The organism is Actinomadura meridiana (assembly GCF_039537545.1).
In the GTDB taxonomy this organism is placed as follows: domain Bacteria; phylum Actinomycetota; class Actinomycetes; order Streptosporangiales; family Streptosporangiaceae; genus Spirillospora; species Spirillospora meridiana.
On record NZ_BAABAS010000020.1, the window covers coordinates 487,461 to 509,827 of the forward strand.

The 22,367-nt window shown below is 67.9% G+C and carries 23 protein-coding genes; 12 read left to right on the forward strand and 11 right to left on the reverse strand.

Annotated features, from left to right (window positions below; translation table 11 throughout):
- Positions 1-154: 154 nt before the first annotated feature.
- From ABD808_RS28340 to ABD808_RS28350, 3 genes are all read right to left on the reverse strand, one after another.
- Positions 155-538 carry an ATP-binding protein gene (locus tag ABD808_RS28340; protein ID WP_344902705.1) on the reverse strand — a complete coding sequence of 128 codons (384 nt, stop codon included), beginning with the start codon at positions 536-538 and terminating at the stop codon, positions 155-157.
- An 80-nt stretch (positions 539-618) separates the two neighbouring features.
- Positions 619-846, reverse strand: coding sequence for a hypothetical protein (locus ABD808_RS28345; RefSeq protein WP_344902708.1), 228 nt, complete (start codon positions 844-846; stop codon positions 619-621).
- Positions 843-1,103, reverse strand: a complete 261-nt coding sequence (locus ABD808_RS28350) for a hypothetical protein (RefSeq protein ID WP_344902711.1) — start codon at positions 1,101-1,103, stop codon at positions 843-845. The genes ABD808_RS28345 and ABD808_RS28350 overlap by 4 nt, the downstream gene beginning before the upstream one ends.
- A gap of 148 nt (positions 1,104-1,251) precedes the next feature.
- Here ABD808_RS28350 and ABD808_RS28355 point away from each other — a divergent pair, with 148 nt between their 5' ends.
- From ABD808_RS28355 to ABD808_RS28365, 3 genes are all read left to right on the forward strand, one after another.
- Positions 1,252-2,478, forward strand: a complete 1,227-nt coding sequence (locus tag ABD808_RS28355; RefSeq protein ID WP_344902713.1) for a helix-turn-helix domain-containing protein — start codon at positions 1,252-1,254, stop codon at positions 2,476-2,478.
- Positions 2,479-2,636: 158 nt separating this feature from the next.
- The gene (locus tag ABD808_RS28360; RefSeq protein ID WP_344902715.1) at positions 2,637-3,584 is read left to right on the forward strand and encodes a methyltransferase domain-containing protein; all 948 of its coding nucleotides are present in this window, start codon (positions 2,637-2,639) and stop codon (positions 3,582-3,584) included.
- 301 nt (positions 3,585-3,885) lie between these two features.
- Complete coding sequence (locus ABD808_RS28365) at positions 3,886-4,263, forward strand: hypothetical protein (RefSeq protein WP_344902718.1); 378 nt, start codon at positions 3,886-3,888, stop codon at positions 4,261-4,263.
- Here ABD808_RS28365 and ABD808_RS28370 read toward each other — a convergent pair.
- Complete coding sequence (locus tag ABD808_RS28370) at positions 4,246-4,830, reverse strand: TetR/AcrR family transcriptional regulator (protein ID WP_344902721.1); 585 nt, start codon at positions 4,828-4,830, stop codon at positions 4,246-4,248. The two genes, ABD808_RS28365 and ABD808_RS28370, sit on opposite strands and share 18 nt — an antisense overlap.
- 109 nt (positions 4,831-4,939) lie before the next feature.
- Here ABD808_RS28370 and ABD808_RS28375 point away from each other — a divergent pair, with 109 nt between their 5' ends.
- Together ABD808_RS28375 and ABD808_RS28380 are read left to right on the forward strand one after the other, a co-directional pair.
- Positions 4,940-6,412 carry an MFS transporter gene (locus ABD808_RS28375; protein WP_344902724.1) on the forward strand — a complete coding sequence of 491 codons (1,473 nt, stop codon included), beginning with the start codon at positions 4,940-4,942 and terminating at the stop codon, positions 6,410-6,412.
- Positions 6,413-6,617: 205 nt separating this feature from the next.
- A complete protein-coding gene (locus ABD808_RS28380; RefSeq protein WP_344902727.1) occupies positions 6,618-6,971 on the forward strand; it encodes an ester cyclase in 354 nt (117 codons plus the stop codon).
- 146 nt (positions 6,972-7,117) lie between these two features.
- Here the strand turns inward: ABD808_RS28380 and ABD808_RS28385 are convergent, their stop codons facing one another.
- Positions 7,118-7,444, reverse strand: a complete 327-nt coding sequence (locus tag ABD808_RS28385) for an ArsR/SmtB family transcription factor (protein ID WP_344902730.1) — start codon at positions 7,442-7,444, stop codon at positions 7,118-7,120.
- 127 nt (positions 7,445-7,571) lie between these two features.
- Here ABD808_RS28385 and ABD808_RS28390 point away from each other — a divergent pair, with 127 nt between their 5' ends.
- Entirely contained in the window at positions 7,572-9,023 is a 1,452-nt protein-coding gene (locus ABD808_RS28390; RefSeq protein ID WP_344902733.1) for an MFS transporter, read from the forward strand.
- 262 nt (positions 9,024-9,285) lie between these two features.
- Entirely contained in the window at positions 9,286-9,900 is a 615-nt protein-coding gene (locus ABD808_RS28395; RefSeq protein ID WP_344902736.1) for a TetR/AcrR family transcriptional regulator, read from the forward strand.
- 103 nt (positions 9,901-10,003) lie between these two features.
- Here the strand turns inward: ABD808_RS28395 and ABD808_RS28400 are convergent, their stop codons facing one another.
- Entirely contained in the window at positions 10,004-10,555 is a 552-nt protein-coding gene (locus ABD808_RS28400) for a TetR/AcrR family transcriptional regulator (RefSeq protein ID WP_344902739.1), read from the reverse strand.
- 84 nt (positions 10,556-10,639) lie between these two features.
- Between ABD808_RS28400 and ABD808_RS28405 the strand changes: the two genes are divergently transcribed.
- Positions 10,640-11,113 (forward strand): PNPOx family protein, encoded by a 474-nt coding sequence (locus ABD808_RS28405; protein WP_344902742.1) that lies wholly within the window; start codon positions 10,640-10,642, stop codon positions 11,111-11,113.
- 113 nt (positions 11,114-11,226) lie between these two features.
- Here the strand turns inward: ABD808_RS28405 and ABD808_RS28410 are convergent, their stop codons facing one another.
- Entirely contained in the window at positions 11,227-13,854 is a 2,628-nt protein-coding gene (locus tag ABD808_RS28410; protein ID WP_344902745.1) for a M14 family zinc carboxypeptidase, read from the reverse strand.
- Positions 13,855-14,002: 148 nt separating this feature from the next.
- Positions 14,003-15,478 carry an alpha/beta fold hydrolase gene (locus ABD808_RS28415; protein WP_344902748.1) on the reverse strand — a complete coding sequence of 492 codons (1,476 nt, stop codon included), beginning with the start codon at positions 15,476-15,478 and terminating at the stop codon, positions 14,003-14,005.
- 145 nt (positions 15,479-15,623) lie between these two features.
- Here ABD808_RS28415 and ABD808_RS28420 point away from each other — a divergent pair, with 145 nt between their 5' ends.
- Positions 15,624-16,277, forward strand: a complete 654-nt coding sequence (locus ABD808_RS28420; protein WP_344902751.1) for a TetR/AcrR family transcriptional regulator — start codon at positions 15,624-15,626, stop codon at positions 16,275-16,277.
- 224 nt (positions 16,278-16,501) lie between these two features.
- On the opposite strand, the gene ABD808_RS28425 is transcribed toward ABD808_RS28420, so the two are convergent.
- A complete protein-coding gene (locus ABD808_RS28425; protein ID WP_344902754.1) occupies positions 16,502-17,380 on the reverse strand; it encodes an NmrA family NAD(P)-binding protein in 879 nt (292 codons plus the stop codon).
- 95 nt (positions 17,381-17,475) lie between these two features.
- Positions 17,476-17,892, reverse strand: a complete 417-nt coding sequence (locus ABD808_RS28430; RefSeq protein ID WP_344902757.1) for an MmcQ/YjbR family DNA-binding protein — start codon at positions 17,890-17,892, stop codon at positions 17,476-17,478.
- A 335-nt stretch (positions 17,893-18,227) separates the two neighbouring features.
- Between ABD808_RS28430 and ABD808_RS28435 the strand changes: the two genes are divergently transcribed.
- Genes ABD808_RS28435 through ABD808_RS28445 form a run of 3 tightly spaced genes read left to right on the forward strand, consistent with a single transcriptional unit; the run spans position 18,228 to position 20,495 of the window.
- Positions 18,228-18,764 carry a hypothetical protein gene (locus tag ABD808_RS28435; protein ID WP_344902760.1) on the forward strand — a complete coding sequence of 179 codons (537 nt, stop codon included), beginning with the start codon at positions 18,228-18,230 and terminating at the stop codon, positions 18,762-18,764.
- A gap of 5 nt (positions 18,765-18,769) precedes the next feature.
- Entirely contained in the window at positions 18,770-20,206 is a 1,437-nt protein-coding gene (locus ABD808_RS28440) for an AraC-like ligand-binding domain-containing protein (protein ID WP_344902763.1), read from the forward strand.
- Between the two features lie 55 nt (positions 20,207-20,261).
- On the forward strand, positions 20,262-20,495 hold the full coding sequence (locus ABD808_RS28445; protein ID WP_344902766.1) for a hypothetical protein: 234 nt from the start codon (positions 20,262-20,264) through the stop codon (positions 20,493-20,495).
- A gap of 250 nt (positions 20,496-20,745) precedes the next feature.
- On the opposite strand, the gene ABD808_RS28450 is transcribed toward ABD808_RS28445, so the two are convergent.
- Positions 20,746-22,367, reverse strand: a 1,622-nt coding sequence (locus tag ABD808_RS28450; RefSeq protein ID WP_344902769.1) for a DnaB-like helicase C-terminal domain-containing protein, incomplete at its 5' end; no start/stop codon positions are given.

Here is a 22,367-nt window from a genome sequence, read left to right on the forward strand (position 1 = left end):
CGGACGGGAATGACCTCCGGGTGATAAGTCTTCACACAGCGCCGCCCGCGTCGCTCCAACTCGGGAACGAGCGCGTCCAGATATCGAATGGCGGTGTCCGTATTCCGCAAGGTGCGCCATCTCAGAACAGCCCGTCGCACCCGCAAGACGTTCGCTAAAACCTTGCCCACGTGATCTTCCCTCCTTCGTTGAGCGGACGAAAACCCCACGTCCGCACCAGTTGCGCCATGAGCATCAACCCTCGCCCGGACTCGGCGTCGAGGTCCTCTGACCTGATGACCGGCCGCCCCTCTCCGCCATCCCACACCTCGACGACCACCGCGCCGCCGTCGCGAAACACCCGCACGACAATGGGCCCTTCCCCATGCCTCCAGGCATTCGTGACCAGCTCACTGGCGACAAGCCGCCCGACGTAGTCGTCCTCGATCCCCCACTCCACGAACCGCTCCGCCAGAAACCCCCGTGCCAACCGAGGAGCCTGATCACACGGTTCAAGGACGATCGTCGGAACCTCCGGGGCAAGGACCGAAGCGCACATGGCTATCACCTCCGAGAATCTGTGAGCGCCTACCATTCATCAGCTCTGCCCCACCGCCAGGGCCAGGTCACCGCGTGGCCTCATGGCGACGCCCCGCGTCCATCCGACCAGCGCGCCAGCATGACCGCTTCGCCAAGGCGGTCGGGAGTCGCGGCCGTTACCAGGCGATCGCCATCCAGCGCCCACCACTCCCGCGTAAAGAACCCGAACCGCGCCCTCACGCCGTACCGGCGCTCCAACTCGCGGATCTCAGCCCGCTGAATAGGCGCGACATCAAGCCGAACCGTCGCATCAGTGACCGCGATCATGACGTGGCCTCGCGCAGTTGCGCGGCCAACCCATCAATGGTCTTGGCCCGCAACAATTGGTGGTCAGGAACATCGGGCAGGGTCTCGGCGACCCAGTCACCGTGCCGTCCGTTGGGCCGGACTTCCCGCCAGATATCCCATTCGTGCGCGTACTCGGCTTGTAACACTTCGGCCTTTGACGGGTACGGTGCTTCATCTGCGTCATTCATCTTCGGCTCCCTGGCTGCGGGGTTGCCGGTGAAGCTACGCAGAGTCACGGATCGAATACAGGGATGATGCGCGGCTGTTTCGATTCGCCCACCTTGCAAGGGATACGGAGCGTGGCCGTTTGTCTCTAGACCCTGACGCGGCGGGCCCTGCGACCTACTCTGAGGCTGTCGAGACCGTCAGAAAGGGGCAGGGCCCGTGCACAAAAGTAGCATTTCGGACCGCGTTAGGGAGCTGCGACGTCGACGCGGAATGACACAGGAAGAACTCGCCGAGCGGGCGGGTCTCTCCCTCGCAGTCATCAAGAAGCTGGAGCAGGGCGGCACATGTCGAATGGAGACCTACCACCAGCTTGCCCGCGCACTCGGCGTCACCACTGTGTGGTTCGTCGCGGCATCCTCACCCGAACCGAAGGAGGCCGCGGTCGACGAGATGGTCCTCGCCGACATGCGCTCCGCGATCAACCCACCCGTCGGCATGGGAGGCAAGCCTCTCTACGGAACTGCGGACGCCGACCAACCGGACCTCGGTCGGCTCCGCGCCGCCGTGTCAGCCGTAGCGGCCAAGTACCACGCCGACGCCTACGACGACCTCGCCGTGCTGATGCCCGCCCTGGTCCGGTCCGCACATCACCACGTCGATGCCCATGACGCCGGCGACGAGCACCGCGAGGCCCTCCGGCTGCGCGCCGACGTCACCGGCCTGGCCGGCCGGTACCTGATCCAGATTCGCGCGCATGACCTCGCGCTGATCTCTCTGCACGCCTCGTTGCGGGACGCGCTGGAGATCGGGCACACCCCGCTCGCCGCCTCTGCCGTGTCCGCCCAGGCGTGGGCGATGCTGCGACAGGGCCGCCTCGCCGAGGTGGAGCGGCTATGCGTCGATACCGCCGACCAGGCCGAACCGAAGATGAGCGATGCGACGGCGGACGAGCTGTCTGGCTGGGGGTACCTACTCCTACGGGCAGCGGCGGCGGCAGCGCGCAACAACCGGCCGAAGGAGGCACGCGGGTATGTAAACGCCGCCAACGCCGCCGGGGCCCGGCTCGGCCGTCAGCATGGCGACTGTGCTGGACACGTCGCGTTCGGGCCGTTGACCACGGCGCTGCTCGGCCCTGAAATCGAAGTGCTCGACGGGCACCCGGACAAGGCACTGGAGCTGGCCCAGAATGCGCCACGCGATGTCGGGAAGACCAACACTTCCGGGTGGGACCGGCACCGCCTGGTCGTGGCCCAGGCCAAGCTACAGACTGGCGACTCGGGCAAGGCCACTGAAATCATGACCACGATCCGGCGGGAGCACCCGTCGTGGTTGCGGTATCAGCAGTATGCGCGGGACATCACCCGGGAGTTGCTGGACGCGCGGCCGAGGATGCCGTCTCAGGCGACGCTTGACCTCGCCGACTTCATGGGCGTCGAACCGTGACAGGCCCCGGCGTCCAGCCCACGGCTCGCTGGGAGCTCCTGCTGGAAAAGGTGCCGCGTCACCTCTTCGTCCCGGACGTTGCCGTGGTGGGGCCCGTTATGGACGATCCGAGTTCGTGGATCGATCGGGCAGAGGACCCGGCGCGCTGGTGGGAGGTCGTGCACAGTGACACCGCGATCGGCGTTCAGCTCGATGACGGCGCGGTCGACCTCGTGGCGAAGACCGATGCCGATCCCCGCGCGGTCGCCACCAGCTCGACGTCCGCCCCGCATCTGGTCGCCCAGATGTTGGACCTGCTGGACGCCGGTCCTGGCGATCGGGTGCTGGAGATCGGAACGGGCACCGGGTGGACGGCAGCCCTGTTGGCGCACGAGGTCGGCGACGCCAATGTCGTCAGTGTGGAAGTCGATGCCGCCGTTGCCGCGCGGGCGGCGGCGAATGTGCGTTCCATCGGGCTCGACGTCCAGGTGGTCACCGCGGACGGGACGCAGGGCTGGCCCGCGCGGGCCCCCTACGACCGAGTGCATGTCACTGTCGGAGCGTCCGACATCCCCTATGCCTGGGTGGAACAGACCCGACCCGGCGGAGTGGTCGTGCTGCCATGGATGCCGGGCTGGAAGACAGGCAACCTCGTCAAGCTCACCGTCGTCGAAGACGGGACGGCCTCCGGGACGGTCGGAGAGCCGTGCGGCTTCATGCTGTTGCGCGGCCAGCGCAGAGCGCCCAGCCTGGTGGAGGGAGACGTGCGCAAGTCCCGGTCCACGGTGGCTCCTCGCGAGATCGCCGAGGCCGGACAGGGTTTCGACGTCGCCTTGGCTGGACGCATGCCAGGCGTGGAGGGCGGCGGTTTCGACAACGACGACGGCTCCTACCGCTTGGCGGCACGCAGTGAGGACTCCCGCGCCCTGGTCGTCCACCAGCCCGGCTCCGCGACAGCGGACGTCGAGCAGTCGGGCCCCCGCGACCTATGGAACGAGATCACAACCGTCTACCACCAGTGGACCAACTGGGGACAGCCGGGAAAGGAACGCTTTGGTCTGTCCGTGAGCCGTGCGGGCACACGGATCTGGCTGGACGAACCGGCACACGAGGTGGAGACCCTCTGAAATGGGCAAGCACAGCAAACCCGTCGACTGCTCCATGTGCAACGGAACCGGCAAACAGACCTACAACGTGGACAACAAGACCGAGCAGCGCAACTGCCCAGGGTGCCACGGGACAGGCAAGGTCTGACCCCGAGTCACCGCTCTGGAGATCGCGGTGACTCAGCATGGGGCCTGCGGTGGACCGGCCTCACCGCGTGCGGGTGCAGCGGGATCGGCGAGTTCCCTGGGGATAGCTCCATGGTCTGGGTGGGGAGGGGGTTCTAGCGTTGTGATGGGCGGCATGGCGATCACGAGAGGACTCATGACTTCGCTGGCCGCGCGTAGCAGCGTGCCTTGGACTGTGACGGCGGCGATCGCGGGGACGTTCGTCCTGCTTGCGGGCCACTTATTCGCCCTGGTCTATCCGCCGCATGTGCTTGCCGACATTTTTCACGTGGTGTGGGGCGCCGCCTTCTGCGGGCTAGCCGTATTACTCAGAAGCCCGCGCAACTGGGTCCGGGTGTTGCTGAGCGGCCTGATCGCGATCCAGTTCGTGGGCAAGGGCGTGGTTGTTCATGTCGGAGGACCGCGTCGAGGTGCGCGTGCTGATCGTGGTCGGTTGGGTGGTGATGATCGGGGTGTTGGCGTTGTTGTGGGTCCCGGCGTCCGGTCGGTTCTTTGGTCAGGGGGTTTTGAGTAGGGCGTCTAGGACGCGTGGGAGGGCCCAGGCGTAGTCGTCGCGGGGGGTGCTCGTGGTGGTTTCGGCTTCTGGGTGGGTGTGGCCTAGGGGGTGGACGTTGAGGACGTGGCCGAGTAGCAGGTGCCACAGGACGCGGTAGATGCGGCGGAGATCAGCCCCCGCGTTGGGGGTTGTTTCCGCGAGGGCGCCGAGGGCGATCAGGGCGCCGTCGGTGAAGGGGGCCGCGGTGTCCGCGACGTGCTCGCCCTCGGCGATTATTCGGGCCGCCCAGCGGTGTTGGGACAGGTAGTCGTAGGCGTCCAGCCATTGGCCGATGATCTGGTCGCGGGGATCGGGGTGCGCGGGCAGGTGCGGGAGGTTGGCTGCCACATCGTCGGCGAGGAGGCGTAGCAGTTCGTCGCGGTCCTGGATGTGGCGGTACAGGGATGCCTGTCCGGTGCCGAGTGCCTGCGCGACCCGGCGTACGGTCAGCGCCTCAAGCCCCTCGTCGTCCGCGATGCGCCGCGCGATGGTGATGATTCGGGCGCGGGACAGGACGGGCGGGCGGCCCGGAGCACGTCCGTTCATGCGCGCACCATACCGGGCCCCGGGCTTGTGGCCGAGGGAGTGTGATGCCTATGCTCCAGAATTAGCGAACGTTGGTCGCAAATCTTCCGCGTCGACCCAGGGGTGATCATTGACGGCTCCCGCCGCCAGGTCAGGGACGAAGGCTCTGCTCGCCCTCATCCTGGCCGTCCTGTCCTACTCCCTCGTGCAGACGATGCTGGTGCCGACGCTGGGAGTCCTCCAGGTCGAACTCGGCACGAGTGCCGCCGGTGCCTCGTGGGCCGTGCTGAGTTCCACGCTGCTGGCGAGCGCGGTGCTCACCCCGCTCATCAGCAGGCTCGGTGACAGTTACGGCAAACGGCGGATGCTGCTGGTCACGCTGGTGCTGCATCTGCTTGGCAACATCGGCGCGGCGGCCTCTTGGAACGTCGGCGCGCTCATCGCCTTTCGCGGCGTCCAGGGCGTCAGCCTCGCGTTGCTGCCGCTGTCCCTGGGACTGATCCGGGACGTGCTACCCCCGCGCCGGGTGGCGTTCGGACTGGGCCTCACCTCGGGCATGGTGGGCGGCGCGGCGGGTGTCGCTCTGGTCGTCGGGGGCCTGATCGTCGATCACGTCTCGTGGCGGTGGCTGTTCGTCGCGGGCAGCGTTCTGATTCTGCTGGCTCTGGTCGCCGTCTGGCGGTACGTGCCCGAGAGCCGCTCGACCGCTCCGGCGCCGTTGGACGTCGCCGGTGCCGTGCTGCTGGGCTTGGCCCTGGTCAGTGTGCTGCTGGCGCTGACCGAAGGACCGGACTGGGGCTGGTCCTCGGGGCGGGCGCTCGGGTTGTTCGCGGGCGGTGTCCTGTTCTGCGGGGTGTTTCTGTGGTGGGAGCACCGGGTTTCGGATCCGCTGATCAGCCCGGCTCTGTTGCTCGGTCGTCCTATCGCGGGTGCCCATGTCGGGGCCTTTCTGTTGGGCGCTACCCAGTTCGTCTTCTATGTCCTGGTGCCCAAGCTCTCCGAGTTGCCGACGGGTCTGCCTCCGAAAGCGGCGCGCCTGGTCGACTACGGATTCGGGACGTCGGTCACGGTGGCCGGGCTGCTCCTGATCCCCGGGACACTGCTCGGCCTGCCCGCCAGTGCGGCGGTCGGACGAGTGAGCGGCGTGCTCGGCCCGCGTGCCCCGCTTGCGGTCGGGCTCGCTCTGAGCGCGGTCGGCGGCGCTTCGATGGCGATGTTCCACGCCCGGGAATGGCAGGCCGTGGCAGCGTACGCCGTGATCGGCACCGGTTTCGGATTCGCCATGGCGGCACTGCCGAAACTGATTCACGACGTCACCCCACCGGACGCCCTCGCCACGGCCAATGGCATCAACACCGTGGCCCGGACGGTGGGCGGAGCCGTTGGCAGCCAACTCGCCGCCGCGATTCTGGCGTCCCGCACGATCTCCGGTACGTCGCTCCCCGACGATTCGGGCTTCGCGCTCGCGTTCTGGATCGCCACCGGCATAGCGGCGTCCGGTGCGCTCTACGCCCTGCTGGCTGGCGGGCGTCGCGTTTCCCACAAGGCAGCTCGCCCTGAAAATGAGGTCGCGGACCACCGGTTGGAAGAAAGAACAAAGTGATGGCCGCTCGGCGTGCGCGGGTTCGCGTCCCGCACCGTCACCTGTCGAGCACCCCGGGTAACGCGAGGGGCAGTGTTCCCTAGGCATTTCGGGAGGTCGGGCATGGTCCGCCCCGTGATCGGGCTAGGCTCGTCGAACGTCCTGAGAAGGACGCTGGCGCCCGCCGCGGCCCGACACCCCCCTCCGACATGGAAAATGAGTGCTGATGACCAGCGATGACGCTCTTTCACCCCGGCAGATCGTCGCGCGGTACTTCGAGATGTGGAACACCGGGGACGTCTCGATCGCGTCCGAGATCCTTCATCCCGACTGGGTCGATCACGCTCATCCCGAGGTGGCCGGACCGGACGGCGTGCGGGAGGCGGTCGAGCAGCTCCGTGCCGCCCGGCCCGACCTGCGGTTCGAGATCGAATCCATTCTCGGCGAGGAAGACCTCGTCGTCGCGGTCGGCACCGTCGGCCAGACCGCACAAGACCCGAGCACGCGGCTGGTCTGGCTCGTCCGCATGAAGGACGGTCAGATGGCCGATCTGCGGACCTACCGCGACATCAGCGAATAGGCCACACCCGTCCGGCCTGCCGTCGGACGATCCACAACCCCACGTCCAGGCAGGTGGGACGGCTCACCGGGCGTCGGTCGGACGTCCCCGTCAGTCGGACGTCGTCGAGACGGCGGCATCGGTCGGACGTCGTCGGGAAGTCGGCGTCAGTCGGTGACGTCGTCGGTTGCGGCCCCCGCCAGGACGGCGTCCAGGAGTCCCGGGTAGCGGGTGTCCAGGTCCGGGCGGCGTAGGCGGAGCAGGTTCTCCCGGCCGGACGGCTCCTGGAAGATCACCCCGGCCTCGCGCAGCACCCGCCAGTGGTGCGTCATGGTCGACTTCGACGTGGCTCCCAGGATCTTCACGATGTCTCCGCAGTTGTGCACGCCGCCGCCGTCCAGGATGCGGACGGAGGCGAGCCGCACCGGATGGCCAAGCGCCGACAGGACTCCGTCGATACGGATCTGAGCGGGATCGGGGTGCCGGTACCTCATAGTCGCACTGTACCGCGACTGTCGAACAATGAGTTGCTTTCCAGTACGACTGTACGTCAGTATTCGTATAGTCATACTTTGGCGGGTCCGCCCGTCGACACCTCGCAACCCATGGGGGCGCACTCGCATGTCCGACGCACAGAGCCCGGTCACCGGTAGGCGGCTCGGCTGGACGCTGGCCCTGCTGGCACTGGCCCAGCTCATCTACGCGCTCGACCTCAACATCGTGTTCGTCGCGCTGCCCGAGATCGGCGCCGACCTCGGCTTCCCCGGACAGACCCAGCAGCTGGTGGTCAGCGCGTACGTCGTCCTCGCCGGGGGCTTCCTGCTGTTCGGCGGCCGGGCCGCCGACCTGTTGGGCCGCCGCCGGATCTTCGTCCTGGCCCTGACGATCTACGCCCTGTCGTCGTTGGCGGGCGGCTTGGCGACGAACCCCGCGACGATCATCGCCGCGCGGGCGGTGCAGGGCATCGGCGGCGCCCTCCTGCTGCCGTCCACGCTGTCCCTGATCAACACGCTGTTCCGGGAAGGGGCGCAGCGCAACCGGGCACTGGCCGTGTGGGGCGGCGCGGGGGCGTCCGGGCTGACCCTCGGCGCGCTGCTCGGCGGCCTGCTCACCGAGAACTTCGGCTGGTCCGCGGTCTTCTACGTCAACGTTCCGCTGGCCGGGCTCGTCGCGCTGGCCGCGCTGGTGGTGATCCCACGGGACGCGGCGCGCACGGAGCGCCGCAAGTTCGACGTGCCCGGGTCGCTGACCGTCACGGGAGGCTCCACCCTGCTGGTGTTCGCCCTGGTCGAAGGGCCCGAGTTGGGCTGGGGCAGCCCGCTGGTGGTCGGTGCGGCCGTGCTGGCCGTGGCGCTGCTCGTGGTGTTCGTGGTGATCGAGTCGCGCAGTGCCGATCCGCTGATGCCGTTCCGGCTGTTCCGTAACCGCAGCCTGACGGTCGGAGCGGCCGCCACGTTCATCTTCATGGCGACGTTCGGTGTTCTGCCCTACTTCCTGACCGTGCTGATGCAGACCGTGCATGGCTACAGCGCGCTGGAGACCGGGTTGGCCTTCCTCGTTCCGTCCATCGCCATCGCGACGGGCACCCAACTCGGCGAGCGCTTCGCGTCCCGGATCGGCATCCGGTCGACCCTGCTGATCGGCTTCGTGGTCGGCGCCATCGGGACGGTGGGCCTGGCCTTCGGGTTCGACGCGGACGCGAGCTACACGGCACTGCTGCCCGGACTGATCGTCTCGGGCATCGGACAGGGCATCGTCTGGACGGGCATGTGGATCGCCGCCGCGACCGGCACCGCCGCGCACGAACAGGGCGTCGCGAACGGCATCGCCTCCACCGCGCTCAACATCGGAAACGCCATCGGACTAGCGGTGTTCACCGTCATCGCGGACATCGGCACCGACGGCACGACCGGCGACGAACTGCGCGCCGCGACCGCCGACGGCGAATTCGTGGTCGTCCTGCTGACGGCGGTGGGAATGGCCGTGGGACTCCTCGTCACCCTTTTCCTGCCGCGCCGCCGTCCCGCCCTGTCGGACGACGCGAAACCCGAACGCGCGAGCGTAGCCGCCTGACCTCGATCCCACCTCCGATCAGCAGGGCCGCACCGGAGGCGACCATCAGCCAGACGGACACGCCGAGCCGGTCGCCGAGCGGGGCAGCGCCGACGAGGTAGACGGCAGCGAGCACCACCTTGGTAGCGCCGTCAGCGATGATCCCGATCCTCCGGCGGGGTGGCGCCGCCGATGTCATGTCCTGTCCCTGGGCCATGAGCTTCCTCCCTGATGCTCGCCTCAACTCGCGTTCCCGTAACTTGATTACTAGAATAACCAAACTATGAGAAGAACGAGATCGGAGGCCAAGGAGCACAACCGGCGCGCCCTGCTGGACGCCGCGTTGCAGGTCGTGTCCCGAGACGGATACCGCGCCAAGCTCGACGAGATCGCCGAGCGGGCCGGCCTGACCACGGGCGCGGTCTACTCGCTGTTCGGCAGCAAGAGCGGACTGGTGGTCGCCCTGGTCACCGACTACCTGCGGCCGCACTACGAGGAGATCGAGCAGACGGTTCCCGCCGAGTTGGATCTGCTCGAAGCGGTCGACGCCTTCGCCCGCTACTACCGGCGCAGTTGTGACGCTCCCGACGCGATGGCCGCCCTGACGCTCCAGATCACCCTGCTCGACATGGCCGCACACGATCCGGACCTGCGGTCACGACTCGCCGCCTCCATCCGGGCACACGAGGACCACCTGATCGAACTGTTCACCGAAAGATCACACAGCGCGGGCGTCCTGACCTCGCACCAGGCACAACGCCTGGTCATCGCGCTCCGGGCACTGTTCGTCGGCCTCAGCCAGGGCGTAATCCTCGGCCTCACCCACGACGCCGACGAACAGTACTTCGCCGACGCCGCCCGCGCCTTGGCGTCCGACGTGACCATCGTCGATGCGTGAAGACCCGCGAACGGCTCCCACGATGACACCGGTAGCGATCGTCCTGGGCGAACGACGCGGAGCGCACGGCCGCCCTGCGACGCTCAGGCTCACAATGCCTCGGTCAGGGGAGCAGCGTGTGGAGACCGGCTCGAATTCGGTCGGTCGTCATGCCTTGCTCAAGCCGTAGGTAGTCAATGACGTCGGCGCGCATCGCCGTGAACACAGCGTGGGCGAGGTAGTCGGCGTCGGCGGCGGGGTCGGCGGCGTGGATCCGGCGGCCGAGTTCGCTGATCCAGAACTGGCTGGCCGGGTTCGCGTAGTAGGCGTGCGGCCGACGGCCCTCAAGGGCGCGGATCAATGTGCGGTTGTCCAGGACGAAGTCGAACAGCGCGTCCGCATAAGCGTGCATGCCTTCGCGGGCCGGAGCACCGGGGCCGAGCGGTGGGCCGCCCGTGAGCGCGGCGTCCCGCAGTGCGCTGACCCTAGGCGCCAGGACGGCTTCGACGACGCCGCTGACATCCCCGAAGTGTCGCAGCACGGTGGCCTTACCGACATTCGCGCTCTGCGCGATGCGGGCGAGAGTCACGCGACTCGGGTCCTCATGGCCGAACAGCGTCTCAGCGGACCGCAGCACCGCGGCTCGGTTGCGCACCACGTCCGCCCGCTCGCTCACCACAGACACCCCTTGCCGAAATGGACCAGCGGACCATATCGTAGCGGACGGAAAATGGACCAACGGACCGTTTCGAGGTGCACCATGGACGACGCCCCAGCTCCCGCCCCCGCTCCCGCCGACCGGCTAGCGGCGGCCCAGGCGATGATCGAGCAACTCCGCGCGCAGGAGCCACCGCCCTACCAGGAGGGTCAGCCAGTGCCGCGGGTGATCGACGTCGTGGGACGCCGCAGCGGGATGCCACGACCGTTCGGCGTGAACGTCACCACCGTCGACGGCCATCTGTACGTCTGCTCGTCGACGCGCGCCCGCGACTGGGTTCGCAACCTGCTGGCCGCCGAACGCTGCCGTATCGAACGCGACGCCCCCGGCGGCAACGACACCGAACGCCGCCCCGTCCTGGTGGAAGGCGACCAGGCGGCACGGGTCCTCGCCATCTACCTGTCGGCGTCCGGCCACCACGACCCCGAACTGCCCTTCGCCCCAGACGCCCCTATCGAGGAGATCAAGCGCCACGTCCACCACACAGCCGTCCTACGACTAGATCCACCGCAGTAGAAGCCATGGAGCGGACGGGAGTGTGGGCGGTTTGGGGTGCGTGGTGGCGCGGGCGGGGGCCGGGAGGGTGTCGCGGTCGGCGGGCTGGGGCGGCCCGCCGACCGCGATCTGGGTTAGTTCTTTGTTGGGGTTGAGGGGCCCTGGTAGATCGAGTTGATGACGATGGGCCAGGTCTGGCGGGGCCAGTCGCGGAAGGTGATCTCGCTGCCCGCGATCGTGGCGTGGCCCTTGCCGATGTCGAACGTCGCCACGTTGGCCAGGCCGTTCAGGGTTGAGGTGCCGTGTGCGTAGCCGCTGACCAGCAGGTCGCCGTCATCGGGGTACTTCGACGCCACCTGCGCGTCGCCGGTGATCTTGTAGGCCGCGTCGCGGTTGAACCAGACGGCGGCCTTGTCCGGCATGCCCCAGGCGGCCGGGACGTCCGGGTCGTAGGTGGCGCGCAGCAGTGTCCCGGGCGCGTTGAGCTTCGCCGGGTCGGACGGGGCGGCGTTGTCGATCGGCAGCTTGAGGAGTTGCCGGGCGGTCTCGGACGCGCCGCCGATCGCGACCAGGTTGCCGCCGCCGGAGACGTAGTCCGCGAGTTTCGTCCAGCCCTCGTGGCCGACGCCCCGCGCCCACCGGAACTCGGGCGGGTTCTTCTCCGGGTCCAGGCCCTTGACGATGGTGTTCTTTGAGACGCCGTCGGAGAGCACGATCGTGTCGTACTTCCCGGCCAGGTCGTCGTAGTCGTCGGCGGAGACCACCTTGTAGTTGATGCCGTACTGGTCGAACATCCACATCATCCAACCGCCGGGCATGTTGTTCGCCCCGCGGATCAGGCCGACCCTGGTACCGGGCTTGAGGTCGAAGCCCTCGACCCTGGGCGGGACGTCCGTCCCGAAGACGCGCAGGCCGGTGGCGGCCGAGACGTCCTGCAACACCTGCCGGGCCTGCGGGCTCGCCGGGACGATGATCGTTCCGGGTGCGAACGCCCGTCCGGACTCCCTGAACTTCTTGGCCGCCCGGAAGGTCGGCACGTTCGCCTTCTGCAACCGGGACAGAAGGTGCGCCACGCCGTACGACTGGGGACCGACGAGGTAGGCGCCGCCCTCACCGGGCGGCGCGGGCATCCGCGTCGACTGCGGCCGTACCTGGTCGACCCGCCGAAGGGCCGCGCCGAACGGCTGCTCGATCGGGTCGACGTCCACGCCGAGCAGCAGGGCGACGTTGTCCGTCGTCTCGCTGTACGGCATGATCAGCGGGCACTGGGCGCACTTGCGCGCCGCCTTCTCCGGATACTTGTCGATCTTGAGGAGCTGGTCGACCCAGCGGCCGAGCGGCTGCCGGGTGTGCAGGACGTACGAGCCCGCGGGGTAGCTCTTGCCGCCCGCGGCGAACGGCGCCAGCGCCTGCTCGATCTCCACCCGTCCGAACTCGAAGATCCGCATCATCTCCAGGACCGCGAACGGGTCGCGCTGCCCGGCCGGGATCACGTAGGCATACGGCGTGCCCGGCTCGACGTCCGGCAGCGCCACGCCGTTGCGCGACGTCTGGTACAGGTTGTTGAACAGCCACGACTCGGGGTTCTTCGCGACGTTCTCGATCCCCGCGTAGGCGGCGGTCTCGGCGTACGCGACGATCTGTTCCAGCGTCCAGGTGTTCTTGTCGTAGGGCTGGAGCATCCGCATCGTCCGGTCCTGCGGGCCGAGCGGTTTGCCGTCGGACGAGGTGTACGGGTAGGCAAGGTCCTTGGCGGTGGCGATCTCCGTCAGGTAGAGCGACGTGCCGAGGAACGTGGAGAAGGCCATGACGTCGGCGTTCCAGAAGATGCCGTAGGCGTCGTCGGTGCCGACGCCCTTCTTGCCCTCGGCGGTCAGCGCCCGCGCCGCCTGCTGGCCCTGCGACGTCGCCGACTGGAGCGTGATCGGGTCGACTCCGCTGCCGAGCGGCTCGTCGTACGGCGGCGTCCACAGCCGGGGCCCGACGGGTCCGGACTGGTGCATGTAGTGCGCGACGACCGGACGGTACGTCTGCTCCAACCTGACCCGCGTACGGGTCTCCCGCTGGGTGAACATGAACCAGTCGCGGTTGTCGTCGTGTCCGACGTAACGGTGGTAGAGGTCTGGGTACACGCGGTCGTAGTTGGTGCCCGCGGTCTTGTTGAAGTGGTCGACGACGAGGTGCTGTCCGTCCGGGTTGCCGGACGGGATGATCAGCAGCACCGCGTTGTCGAGCACGGTGTCGGTGTAGTCGGAGTCCTCGGTGGCGAACCGGTGCACGATGTCCACCAGCGCCTGCGTGTTGCCGACCTCGGTGGAGTGCAGGCTGCCCTCGATGAGGTACACCGGCTTGCTCCGCTCCGACAGCCGCCGGGCCTCCTGCTCGGAGATCCCGCGCGGGTCGGCGAGCCGCTGGTTGTCACGCACGATCTGCTTGAGGTTGCGCAGATTGCGCGGGGAGCTGACGAAAAGGACGGGATAGTCGTTGCCCATCGTCGTCTTGTCCGCGACCTCGTAAGTCACCCGGTCGGAACGGTCGGCGACGAGTCGGAAGTACTGCTCGATCCTGTCGAACGCGGCGAGCTTGCCGGTCGTGCCCATGGCGAAGCCGAAGTAGTTCTGGGGTGTCGGAATGGTCTTGGCGTGCGCGTTGCGTCGCACCGAGGAGCCCGCGCCAAGGGCGTCGACGTGCAGAGGCACGCCGACGAGCATGACGAGGGCTACCAGGGCGGCCGCCGCGCGGGATGTCACCCGCGACAGCATCCGGTCTCCTGATGAATGAGGGGGACGGGAGACTGACCGGTCAGTTGCGCCAAGCGTGAATCGGGTTCGACGATCAGTCAACCCTTGATCGTCTTTGGGCCGCGCCCTTTCGGGGCGCGGGACGCGGGACGCGGCACGACGGCGGCGGTCAGTCCGTGCAGATCGTGCCCGGCTTCGGCAGGACGCGGTCGGTCAGGTACCGGTTGGTGGCGTCCCGGACACACTTGGACATGAGGAACATGCTGTACTCGTCACCCTCCCGGCTGAGCACGACGCTGCCGGGGAGCTGCGCGGCGAGGGCGCGGCCCTCCGAGTGCAGGGCCATCGCCTGGTGCGTGGACTGGACGACCAGCGCGGGCGGCGCGCCGTGGACTCGTCCGCCCGCGTCCACCGGCTTGGGACGGATCGGCGACCCGATGCACCCGGCGTAGGCCGTCCAGGAGCTGACGGCGCCGCCGAGGTGCGGGGAGATTGCGGCGAGACGCTTGCGCACCCGCGTGACCTGCTGGAACGTCCGGGCCGGACGGGCCATGTCGAGGCACGCCTGGGCCTGCGCCTGGACGCGGTCGAACGTCCGGTCGGGCTCGACGGCGAACCCGACGGCGTCGCCCGCCCGCGCCTTGGCGATGGCCTCCGCCAGCTTGGGCCACTGGATGAACGAGATGTTCAGGTAGTTCTGCGTGACGACGCGAATGTCCTCGCCCGTCACCGGACGGTGCGAGCCGTCCGCCACCGGAATGGGATCGTGGTCGGCGCGGGCGACGAGCGCGTCGTACTCCGCGCCGACATCACGACCATGCAGCGCACAGTCCGGCGAACCGGTGCACCAGGCGGCGAATCGGTCGAACGCCTGCTCCGCCGCGGCCGCCTCGTTGAAGATCCGGCCGAGGGTGCCGTGGGTGTCATCGAGCGCGGTGTCGAGGACCATGGTGCGCAACCTGCCGGGGAACAGGTCGGCGTAGGTGCGTCCGAGCACGGTGCTTTCGAGGATGCCGTACCAGTTGAGCTGCCGTTCCCCGAGCGCCTTCCGAACCGCCTCGAAGTCGCGGGCGGTACTGACGGCGTCGACATTCGCCGTCACCTGGCCGTTGTGGCGGACGCAGTCGCGGGCGAAGGCGCGGTTATGGGACACGAGCCGCTGGAACGCCCGCCGGTCCTTCGCGAAATAGCTGACACCCTCCGGCCTCAGCGGTTCGGAACACTGGACGGGCGCGCTGTGCCCGACGCCGCGCGGGTCGAGCGCGACGAGGTCGAACCGCTTCGCCATGTCCCCGGCGATGTTCGGGAGCCCGGAGCGCATCGCCAGCCTGAGCTGCTCGATCGCCGATCGTCCGGCACCATTGTTGAGCATCAGCGTGCCGACGCGGTGCGCCGGGTCGTCGGCCGGACGGCTGACCGTGGCCAACTCGACGCGCGGGCCGCGCGGCCTCGACCAGTCGACGGGCACCCTGATCGTCCCGCACCGCATGCCCGTGAACTCGGCGTCGGTGCAGTCCCGCCACGCGATGCCGCCGGACGGCCCGTCGCCGCCACCGGGCGCGGCGAGCGCGGGCGTGATCATCGTCGCCCCCGCGGCGACCGCGACGGCGAGCGTCCACATCGCGCGTCGGCTGGCTCTGGTCATGTCGCACACCCTTCGTCGCTGAACCTGACGCGATAAGCTATCGCAAAAGTTAGAAGCTATAACTAGAGTTGCGGACTCGGGCGCCGCCGTCAAGGACGAGGCCCCGGGCGCCGGTCGGATGGACTTATCGTCAGTGGTGACGGCGATGAATGACGGAAGAGGCGGTGACATGGCGGAGATCGCGACGTCCCCCCGCGAGCGGTACCGGGCACAGGTGCGCACGGAGATCAAGGACCGCGCCTGGGAGCAGATCGCCACGGCGGGCGCCTCCGCGCTGTCCCTCAACGCGATCGCCAAGCGGATGGGGATGAGCGGCCCGGCCCTGTACCGCTACTTCGCCAACCGCGACGAACTGATCACCGAACTGATCACCGACGCCTACCGCAGCCTGGCCGACGCCTTCCGCGCGACCGCCGAGGGCGGCACCGACCTCGCGGCCCTCGCCCGCACCGTGCGCCGCTGGGCCCTGGAGGCCCCGCACCGCTACCTCCTCCTCTACGGGACCCCCGTCCCCGGTTATCACGCACCGCCCGACACGACCAAGATCGCCGCCGAGCTGATGGCGGTCATGCTCGACGCCGTCCCCCCTGTCCCCGCGGACCGAACCCCCTTCGACGAGCACCTGGACGGCCTCACCTTCCGAGCGGGACACCGCCCCGGCCCGGTCACACACCGCGCCCTGATCTTCTGGACGCGCGTACACGGCGTCCTCTCCCTGGAACTGGCCGGACACTTCACCGGCATGGGCTTCGACCCCGCCCTCCTCTACGACGCCGAAGTAGACACCCTCCTAACCTGACCCCAGCCCAACCACCACACCAACGACGACCACAACACAGCGGCCCGCAACCCCCCGTCCCGCCACAGCGGTCGTGACCGACCACAGCACAGCGGTCGTGACCGACCACAGCACGGTGGTCGTGATGACCGCTGCGACTTGGTGATCCGTAGCGGCGGCGTGACTTGGGCGTGTGACGCTGTGGCGGGTTGTGGTGGGGGTGCGGGCGCTGTGGTGGTTCTAGGTCATGGTTTGTGGAGGGCTGGGCGTAGGTGCGTGTAGGCCCAGGCCGCGAGGGTGCTGGGGGTTGTGGTCAGCACGTCGCGCGGCTGTTCGGGCGTCAGGTCGCGCGTCCCGGCGGACATGCCGACGATGCCCTCCACGGTGCCGGGCGCCATGCCCGCCGACCGCAGCGCGGCACGGACGTCGTCGTCGCCGATCACGTTCAGGTCGACCGGCCTGCCCAGCACCTCGGTGAGAATCCGCGCGACCTGCTCGAACGAGAGGTCCTCCGGCCCGTGGACGCCCTGCACCTGGTGCCCGCGCCACGTGTCGCTGAGGAGACGGGCGGCGACGACGTCGCCGACATCGCGTGGATCGACCCACGCCATGGGTCTGTCGGGCCGGAACGACGTGGTCAGCACGCCGGAGGCCAGGCCGTCCAGGTCCATGAAGAGGTTGGTGAAGAAGTAGCCGCAGCGCAGGTGAAGCGTGTCGGCGCCGGTGGCGTCGAGGCCCTCCTCGATCCTGGCGAGGCCGTCGATATGCCCGACCCCGTGGCGTTTCTCGGCGCCGACGCTGCTCAGCAGCACGACCCGCTGGACGTCCCCGGCCCGAGCCGCCTCGATCAGAGGCCCGGCCGTTCGCTCGGACGTCTCGATCGGCTCCTCGGACGTGTGCGGTGTCGGATCGACCCAGAACACCGTCCGCGCACCGGACGTCGCCTCCCGGACGAACGCGGCGTCGGTCAGATCACCACGCCGTACGTCGGCGCGCTCCCGGATCTCGGCGTCGAGCCGCGCCGGGTCACGGACCAGCAGCCGCGGCCGCACCCCTGCCTGCAACAGCAATCTGACCACGCGGGACCCGACATGTCCGGTCGGAGTGGTCACGACGATCGTCATTTGTTGCCCCCCTGTTCGTACTGCTGATTGGAACACTACGAACAGGGTCCGACACTTTCCGGCGTCGCCGTCCCGGACGAGGCGCCGAGCCGTCCTCAGGAGTGAGCGTCGAGCCAGTCCGTCGCCCTCCGGCGCGACGCCTGGGACAGCCAGGCGTCCTGGACGATCTCCGTCAGCTCCCGCAACGTGATCTCGCCGACCCGGCTCCCGCGCAGCAACACGGATCGATGCCCGTCGAAGTGCGGCGTCGTAAAGAACGGCGACGCTTGATCCTGAACCAGCGCCAGCTTGTCGGACTCGGACGGCACCCAGAACACGATCACGTCCGGGTAGCGCTCCCCGGTGTCGGGATCGACGGCATCGGGACGCGGAGTACGGAAGAACACGAACGACTTCCCGCCGACCTGGTAGACGGGATTTCCGCTCTTCCCGTGCTCGACGGTCACGTGAGGCATGCCCAGTGCCAGCTCGTGAACGTCCTCGACCGTGGCACGGCGTTCCTGGTCAGGCATGCCCGCAGCGTAACCGCAACACCGCCACGACGAGTGTTCTGATGCCCCCCCGCGCGACACCCCACACCACCGTCCGGTGCTTCACCAGCGAGGACGACGTCACCGAGTTCGCCAACTGGCCTCGCGTTCCCTGGTCACCGAGATCCTGCATGGCGGCCCCAGGTGCTCGGGCTGCGGCAAGGGTCTGTCAATGTACGGCTTCGAGGTCTACACCGAATCGAACACGTGATGAGCGTCATCGAACTTGGTGACACCTTGTAGTCGCACGTGATGGCTTTTCTGACATTGGCCTTGTGCCGTACTCGGTTGACGTATGCTACCTCTAGATTGTGTCCGTGAGCTATGCCATTAATTTCCTGGATCCGGAGCCTGGCCAGTCTTGGGAAGACGCCATGGACGCCCTGGAGGAACGGTCTGCCGGCCCGGACGTCCTCACTCGCCCACCGCACTGGGATCTGGTCGTCGCCAAGGTGCGTGAGCTACTGGGCGATATCTCGGTTATGGAGGATCCGCCCGCCTGGGAGATCATCCACGAGGCGATGGCGTTGCAGGTGTACTGCATCTCTGGCGAATGGTCTCTCTCCGTGCCCTACTGGAGCGAAGGGGACGCGGCCCTGAGTCTGCTCAGGCGAATCCATGCTGTGTGCGAGATCATCCAGACGGTAACAGGGCTCCAGGCCTACGACCCTCAATCAGGCGAAGCGGTCCTCTCCGACGGATGGACGGAAGAGCTCGCCGTCACCGCATTTGACGATTCGGCGGACCTCTTCAGGTCCCTGGGAATCACACGCGGTTCATCCCGCCGGAAGTTCGGCCGGTCCGGCGGCTTGACCCGCCTCGCCAACGGGCGTCTCGCGAGGTTCTTCAGGTGATCGAGATGGAGGTTTCCACCGAGCATCTTCCCGCCTCGGAACGGTTCTCCTGGTTCGAGGAGATCAACCGGCAGGCGCTGGTTCCGGTCGTCGTCCGCAGCGACGCCACGACCGACTATCGCGTCGCCGGTCGTATTCTGAACTTCGGCACCTTACAGGTGTCCCGACTGACGTTGCCTCTGTCGCATGTCTACCGGTCCAGAAAACTCATCGCGCAGTGTGATCCCGAAATGCTGTCGCTGGTCTTCAGCCTGAACGGGGCGCAAACTTTCTCCCAGGCCGACGGGCAGGCCGTTTTCGGGCCCCGCGAACTCATCCTGTTCGACTCCTCCCGCCCCTTTCACGGGATCATGCATACGGGCGACGACAGGCGTCCCGACAGCCGTTCCACCATCGTCATGGCGCAGATCGACCCCAGCCTCCTTCCCTTTACCAGAGAGGCACTGAATCCGCTGCTGGGCACGCATCTGCACGGGGCGGAAACGGTCATCAGGCTTCTGACGCAGTGCTTCACCGACCTCAGCAGCGGCCACGGCCACACCCGTGCCGACGCGGCCCGGCTGGCGGGGATCGGGACCGACCTCATCACGGCCCTGTGCGCGCACCACCTCGAAGCCCAGCGGGCGGTCCCGACCGAGGCCGGGAACCGGATCATGATCGCCCAGATCCAGGCCTTCATCGAAGCGCACCTGTCCGACCCCCACCTGACGCCCACCACGATCGCCGCGGCCCATCACCTGTCGCTGAGCAGGCTGCACCGCCTCTTCAGCTGCCAGGACGTCACCGTGGCGGCCTGGATCCGGGAACGGCGGCTGACCCGCTGCCGTCGCGACCTCATCGACCCGGCGCTCCGGCACGTCACCGTCCACGCCATCGCCGCCCGCTGGGGTTCCGCAACGCCGCCCACTTCAGCCGGACCTTCCGCGCCTCCTTCGGCATGCCCCCGAAGGAGTACCGGCTCCTGCACCGACACGGAAAGATCTTGGACGGATCGGCAAGCGGCCGCGACGCATAGGCAAGGACATGACGCTCGCGGCCGGGAATGCTGCGATTGGCGGGCAAGGCGCCCGTCGAAAGACACCGGAGCGTTCATGAAATATCGATCCGTCGCCGCCGTCGTTGGCGCCGTCGCCGCGTTCGCCGTCCCATTCGCGGCCGCCCCGGCCGCTTACGCTGAAGACGTCGTCGTCTACAACAGTTATGCCAGAGGCGGTTTCATCTCGTACGGCGACAAAGTATGGGTGTCGCATTACCAGGGCACCGCCAGCTGGGTCGAATGGTCCACGGACTACGGCCGCTCGGGAACCTGCCGCGTGACCCTCCCGCAGGTGGACAAGACCTGCAACTACGACATGCGGGAGAACGGGAGGATCACGCTGAGGGTCTGTTCCGCACCGATCAACACCTGTAGCACCTGGGTGACCGCCAGGATCGGTGACTGACCGCCCGCGAGCCGGCCGACAATCGCGTGATCTGTTCTGAAAAAGGAGCGTAGAAATGAAACCGCGAATCCGGCGGACCGCGGCGATGCTGACGGGCACCGCCGCCGCCCTCATCGCCTTCGCGTCCGTCGTTCCCGCCCAGGCCCAGGCCGCGTCCGGTTGTGAGACGCTGCGCGCAAGCGTCAACAATTCCAAAGGACAGCGCGGCGGCACCGTACAGGCGACCATCTGCCTGGGCACGACGCCTCCCTTGAGAAGCGGCGCACGTTGCGCCTACGCCGTGACCTGACATCCGTGACCAGCAACGCGCGATCGACCAGAAGCTGACCCGCGGTCGACACCCACCCGTCGAAGTCCAGCGGGTCCGGGCCCACGGCCATGTCCACCCGTGGCCGCGGGCCTCTCAACACCCCCTGAAGCCACCACACCCACCCCTTCCCAACCCGGTATGGAGGAAGCCCGCACCGGAGATCCCCGATTCGCGCCCGCCCAGCACTTTCGCGGCATCGCGAGCGAAGGCCGGTCGTGGACTCGGGAGGCTATTGGGCCATGTCGACGAAACGGCTGTAGTGGCCCTGGAAGGCGACGGTGACGGTGGCGGTGGGGCCGTTGCGGTGCTTGGCGACGATCAGGTCGGCCTCGCCCGCCCGCGGCGACTCCTTCTCGTAGGCGTCCTCCCGGTGCAGCAGGATCACCATGTCGGCATCTTGTTCAATTGACCCGGACTCGCGCAGGTCGGACACCATGGGCTTCTTGTCCGTCCGCTGTTCGGGACCGCGGTTGAGCTGCGACAGCGCGATGACCGGGACGCCCAGCTCCTTGGCCAGCAGCTTCAGCGAACGGGAGAACTCCGACACCTCGACCTGGCGGCTCTCGACGCGCTTTCCGGACGTCATCAGCTGCAGATAGTCGATGATCACCAAACGCAGGTCGTGCTGCTGCTTGAGCCGACGGCACTTGGCCCGGATCTCCATCATCGACATGTTCGGCGAATCGTCGATGAACAGCGGTGCTTCGGCGACCTCGCTCATCCGCCGGGCGAGGCGCGTCCAGTCCTCGTCCTGCATGGTCCCCGAGCGCATCGCGTGCAGCGCCACCCGCGCCTCCGCCGACAGCAGCCTCATCGTGATCTCGTTGCGGCCCATCTCCAGACTGAAGAACGCCGAGGCCAGACCATGCTTGATGGACGCCGCTCGGGCGAAGTCGAGCGCGAGCGTGGAATTGTGCGTCGGGATGCAGGACCGTCCGGCCAGGTACATGTGGTCGGCGTTGTCGACCTGGACGCACCGCACCGGCACGCTCTTCACCGGCCGCACGTCCACGATGTACCGCACCCGCGCCTTCGGGTCGACGACCGCACGCTGCCGCGCCGCCTTACGCGGCAGCCGGAACACCGTCTCCGCGGGCGTGAAATTCATTCGATAATAAATCGAGGTCTCGGGGGACCGGCCTTTGACCTGCTTGGTCGTCATCGTCACGCGGTAGCCGAGGCTGAGGATCAGCTCGTGGGCACCCTCGGCCAGCCGCTTGTTGACGAACGCGAGCTGCACCTGCCCAATCTTCGACACGTACCCGTCGGTGTCGAGCATCCCCGCCAGCAACGCCCGCCGCTGCTCCTCAGACGCCCGCAGATAAGGGGCCGGGATGTGCTTGTTCCGCCACAGCCCCGCATCCTTGATCTTGCGAGTGAGCCCCGGAAGACCGAACTGCCCCGGGGTGAGGCGCCGCTTGACCGGTTGTCCGGCCGCTTCGATCTCCGCAAGGATCTCCTCATCGAAGCACGTCAGGCTGCCAGACCAGCTACTCCCGTCTCCGAGCCATGCCCCCAGTACATAGGCCTCGATCGGAAGATCCGCTTTCGGAAGCTGGAAGGGGGCGGCGACGTCAACGGCATGGTTGGGGCGATTGTCGCCATCGCACCGAACGGTCGCGGCGATCTCCGCGGTCGTCTTGATGGGCCGATGGCGCGCCGTTGTCGCGGAGTTCTTGGGACGGACCGCACGGTGCAGCAATCCCCGGTAGAGACTTGTGCACTCATAACGCACATGACGCTTTGAGATGCTCGTGTCAACTTCACCGCGGTGGCCGAGTTGTCGCGTGACCGCATGGAGTGCATGTCCGAACTCCGGCCCGACCTCGGCCACGGCCCGGCGATGGGAGA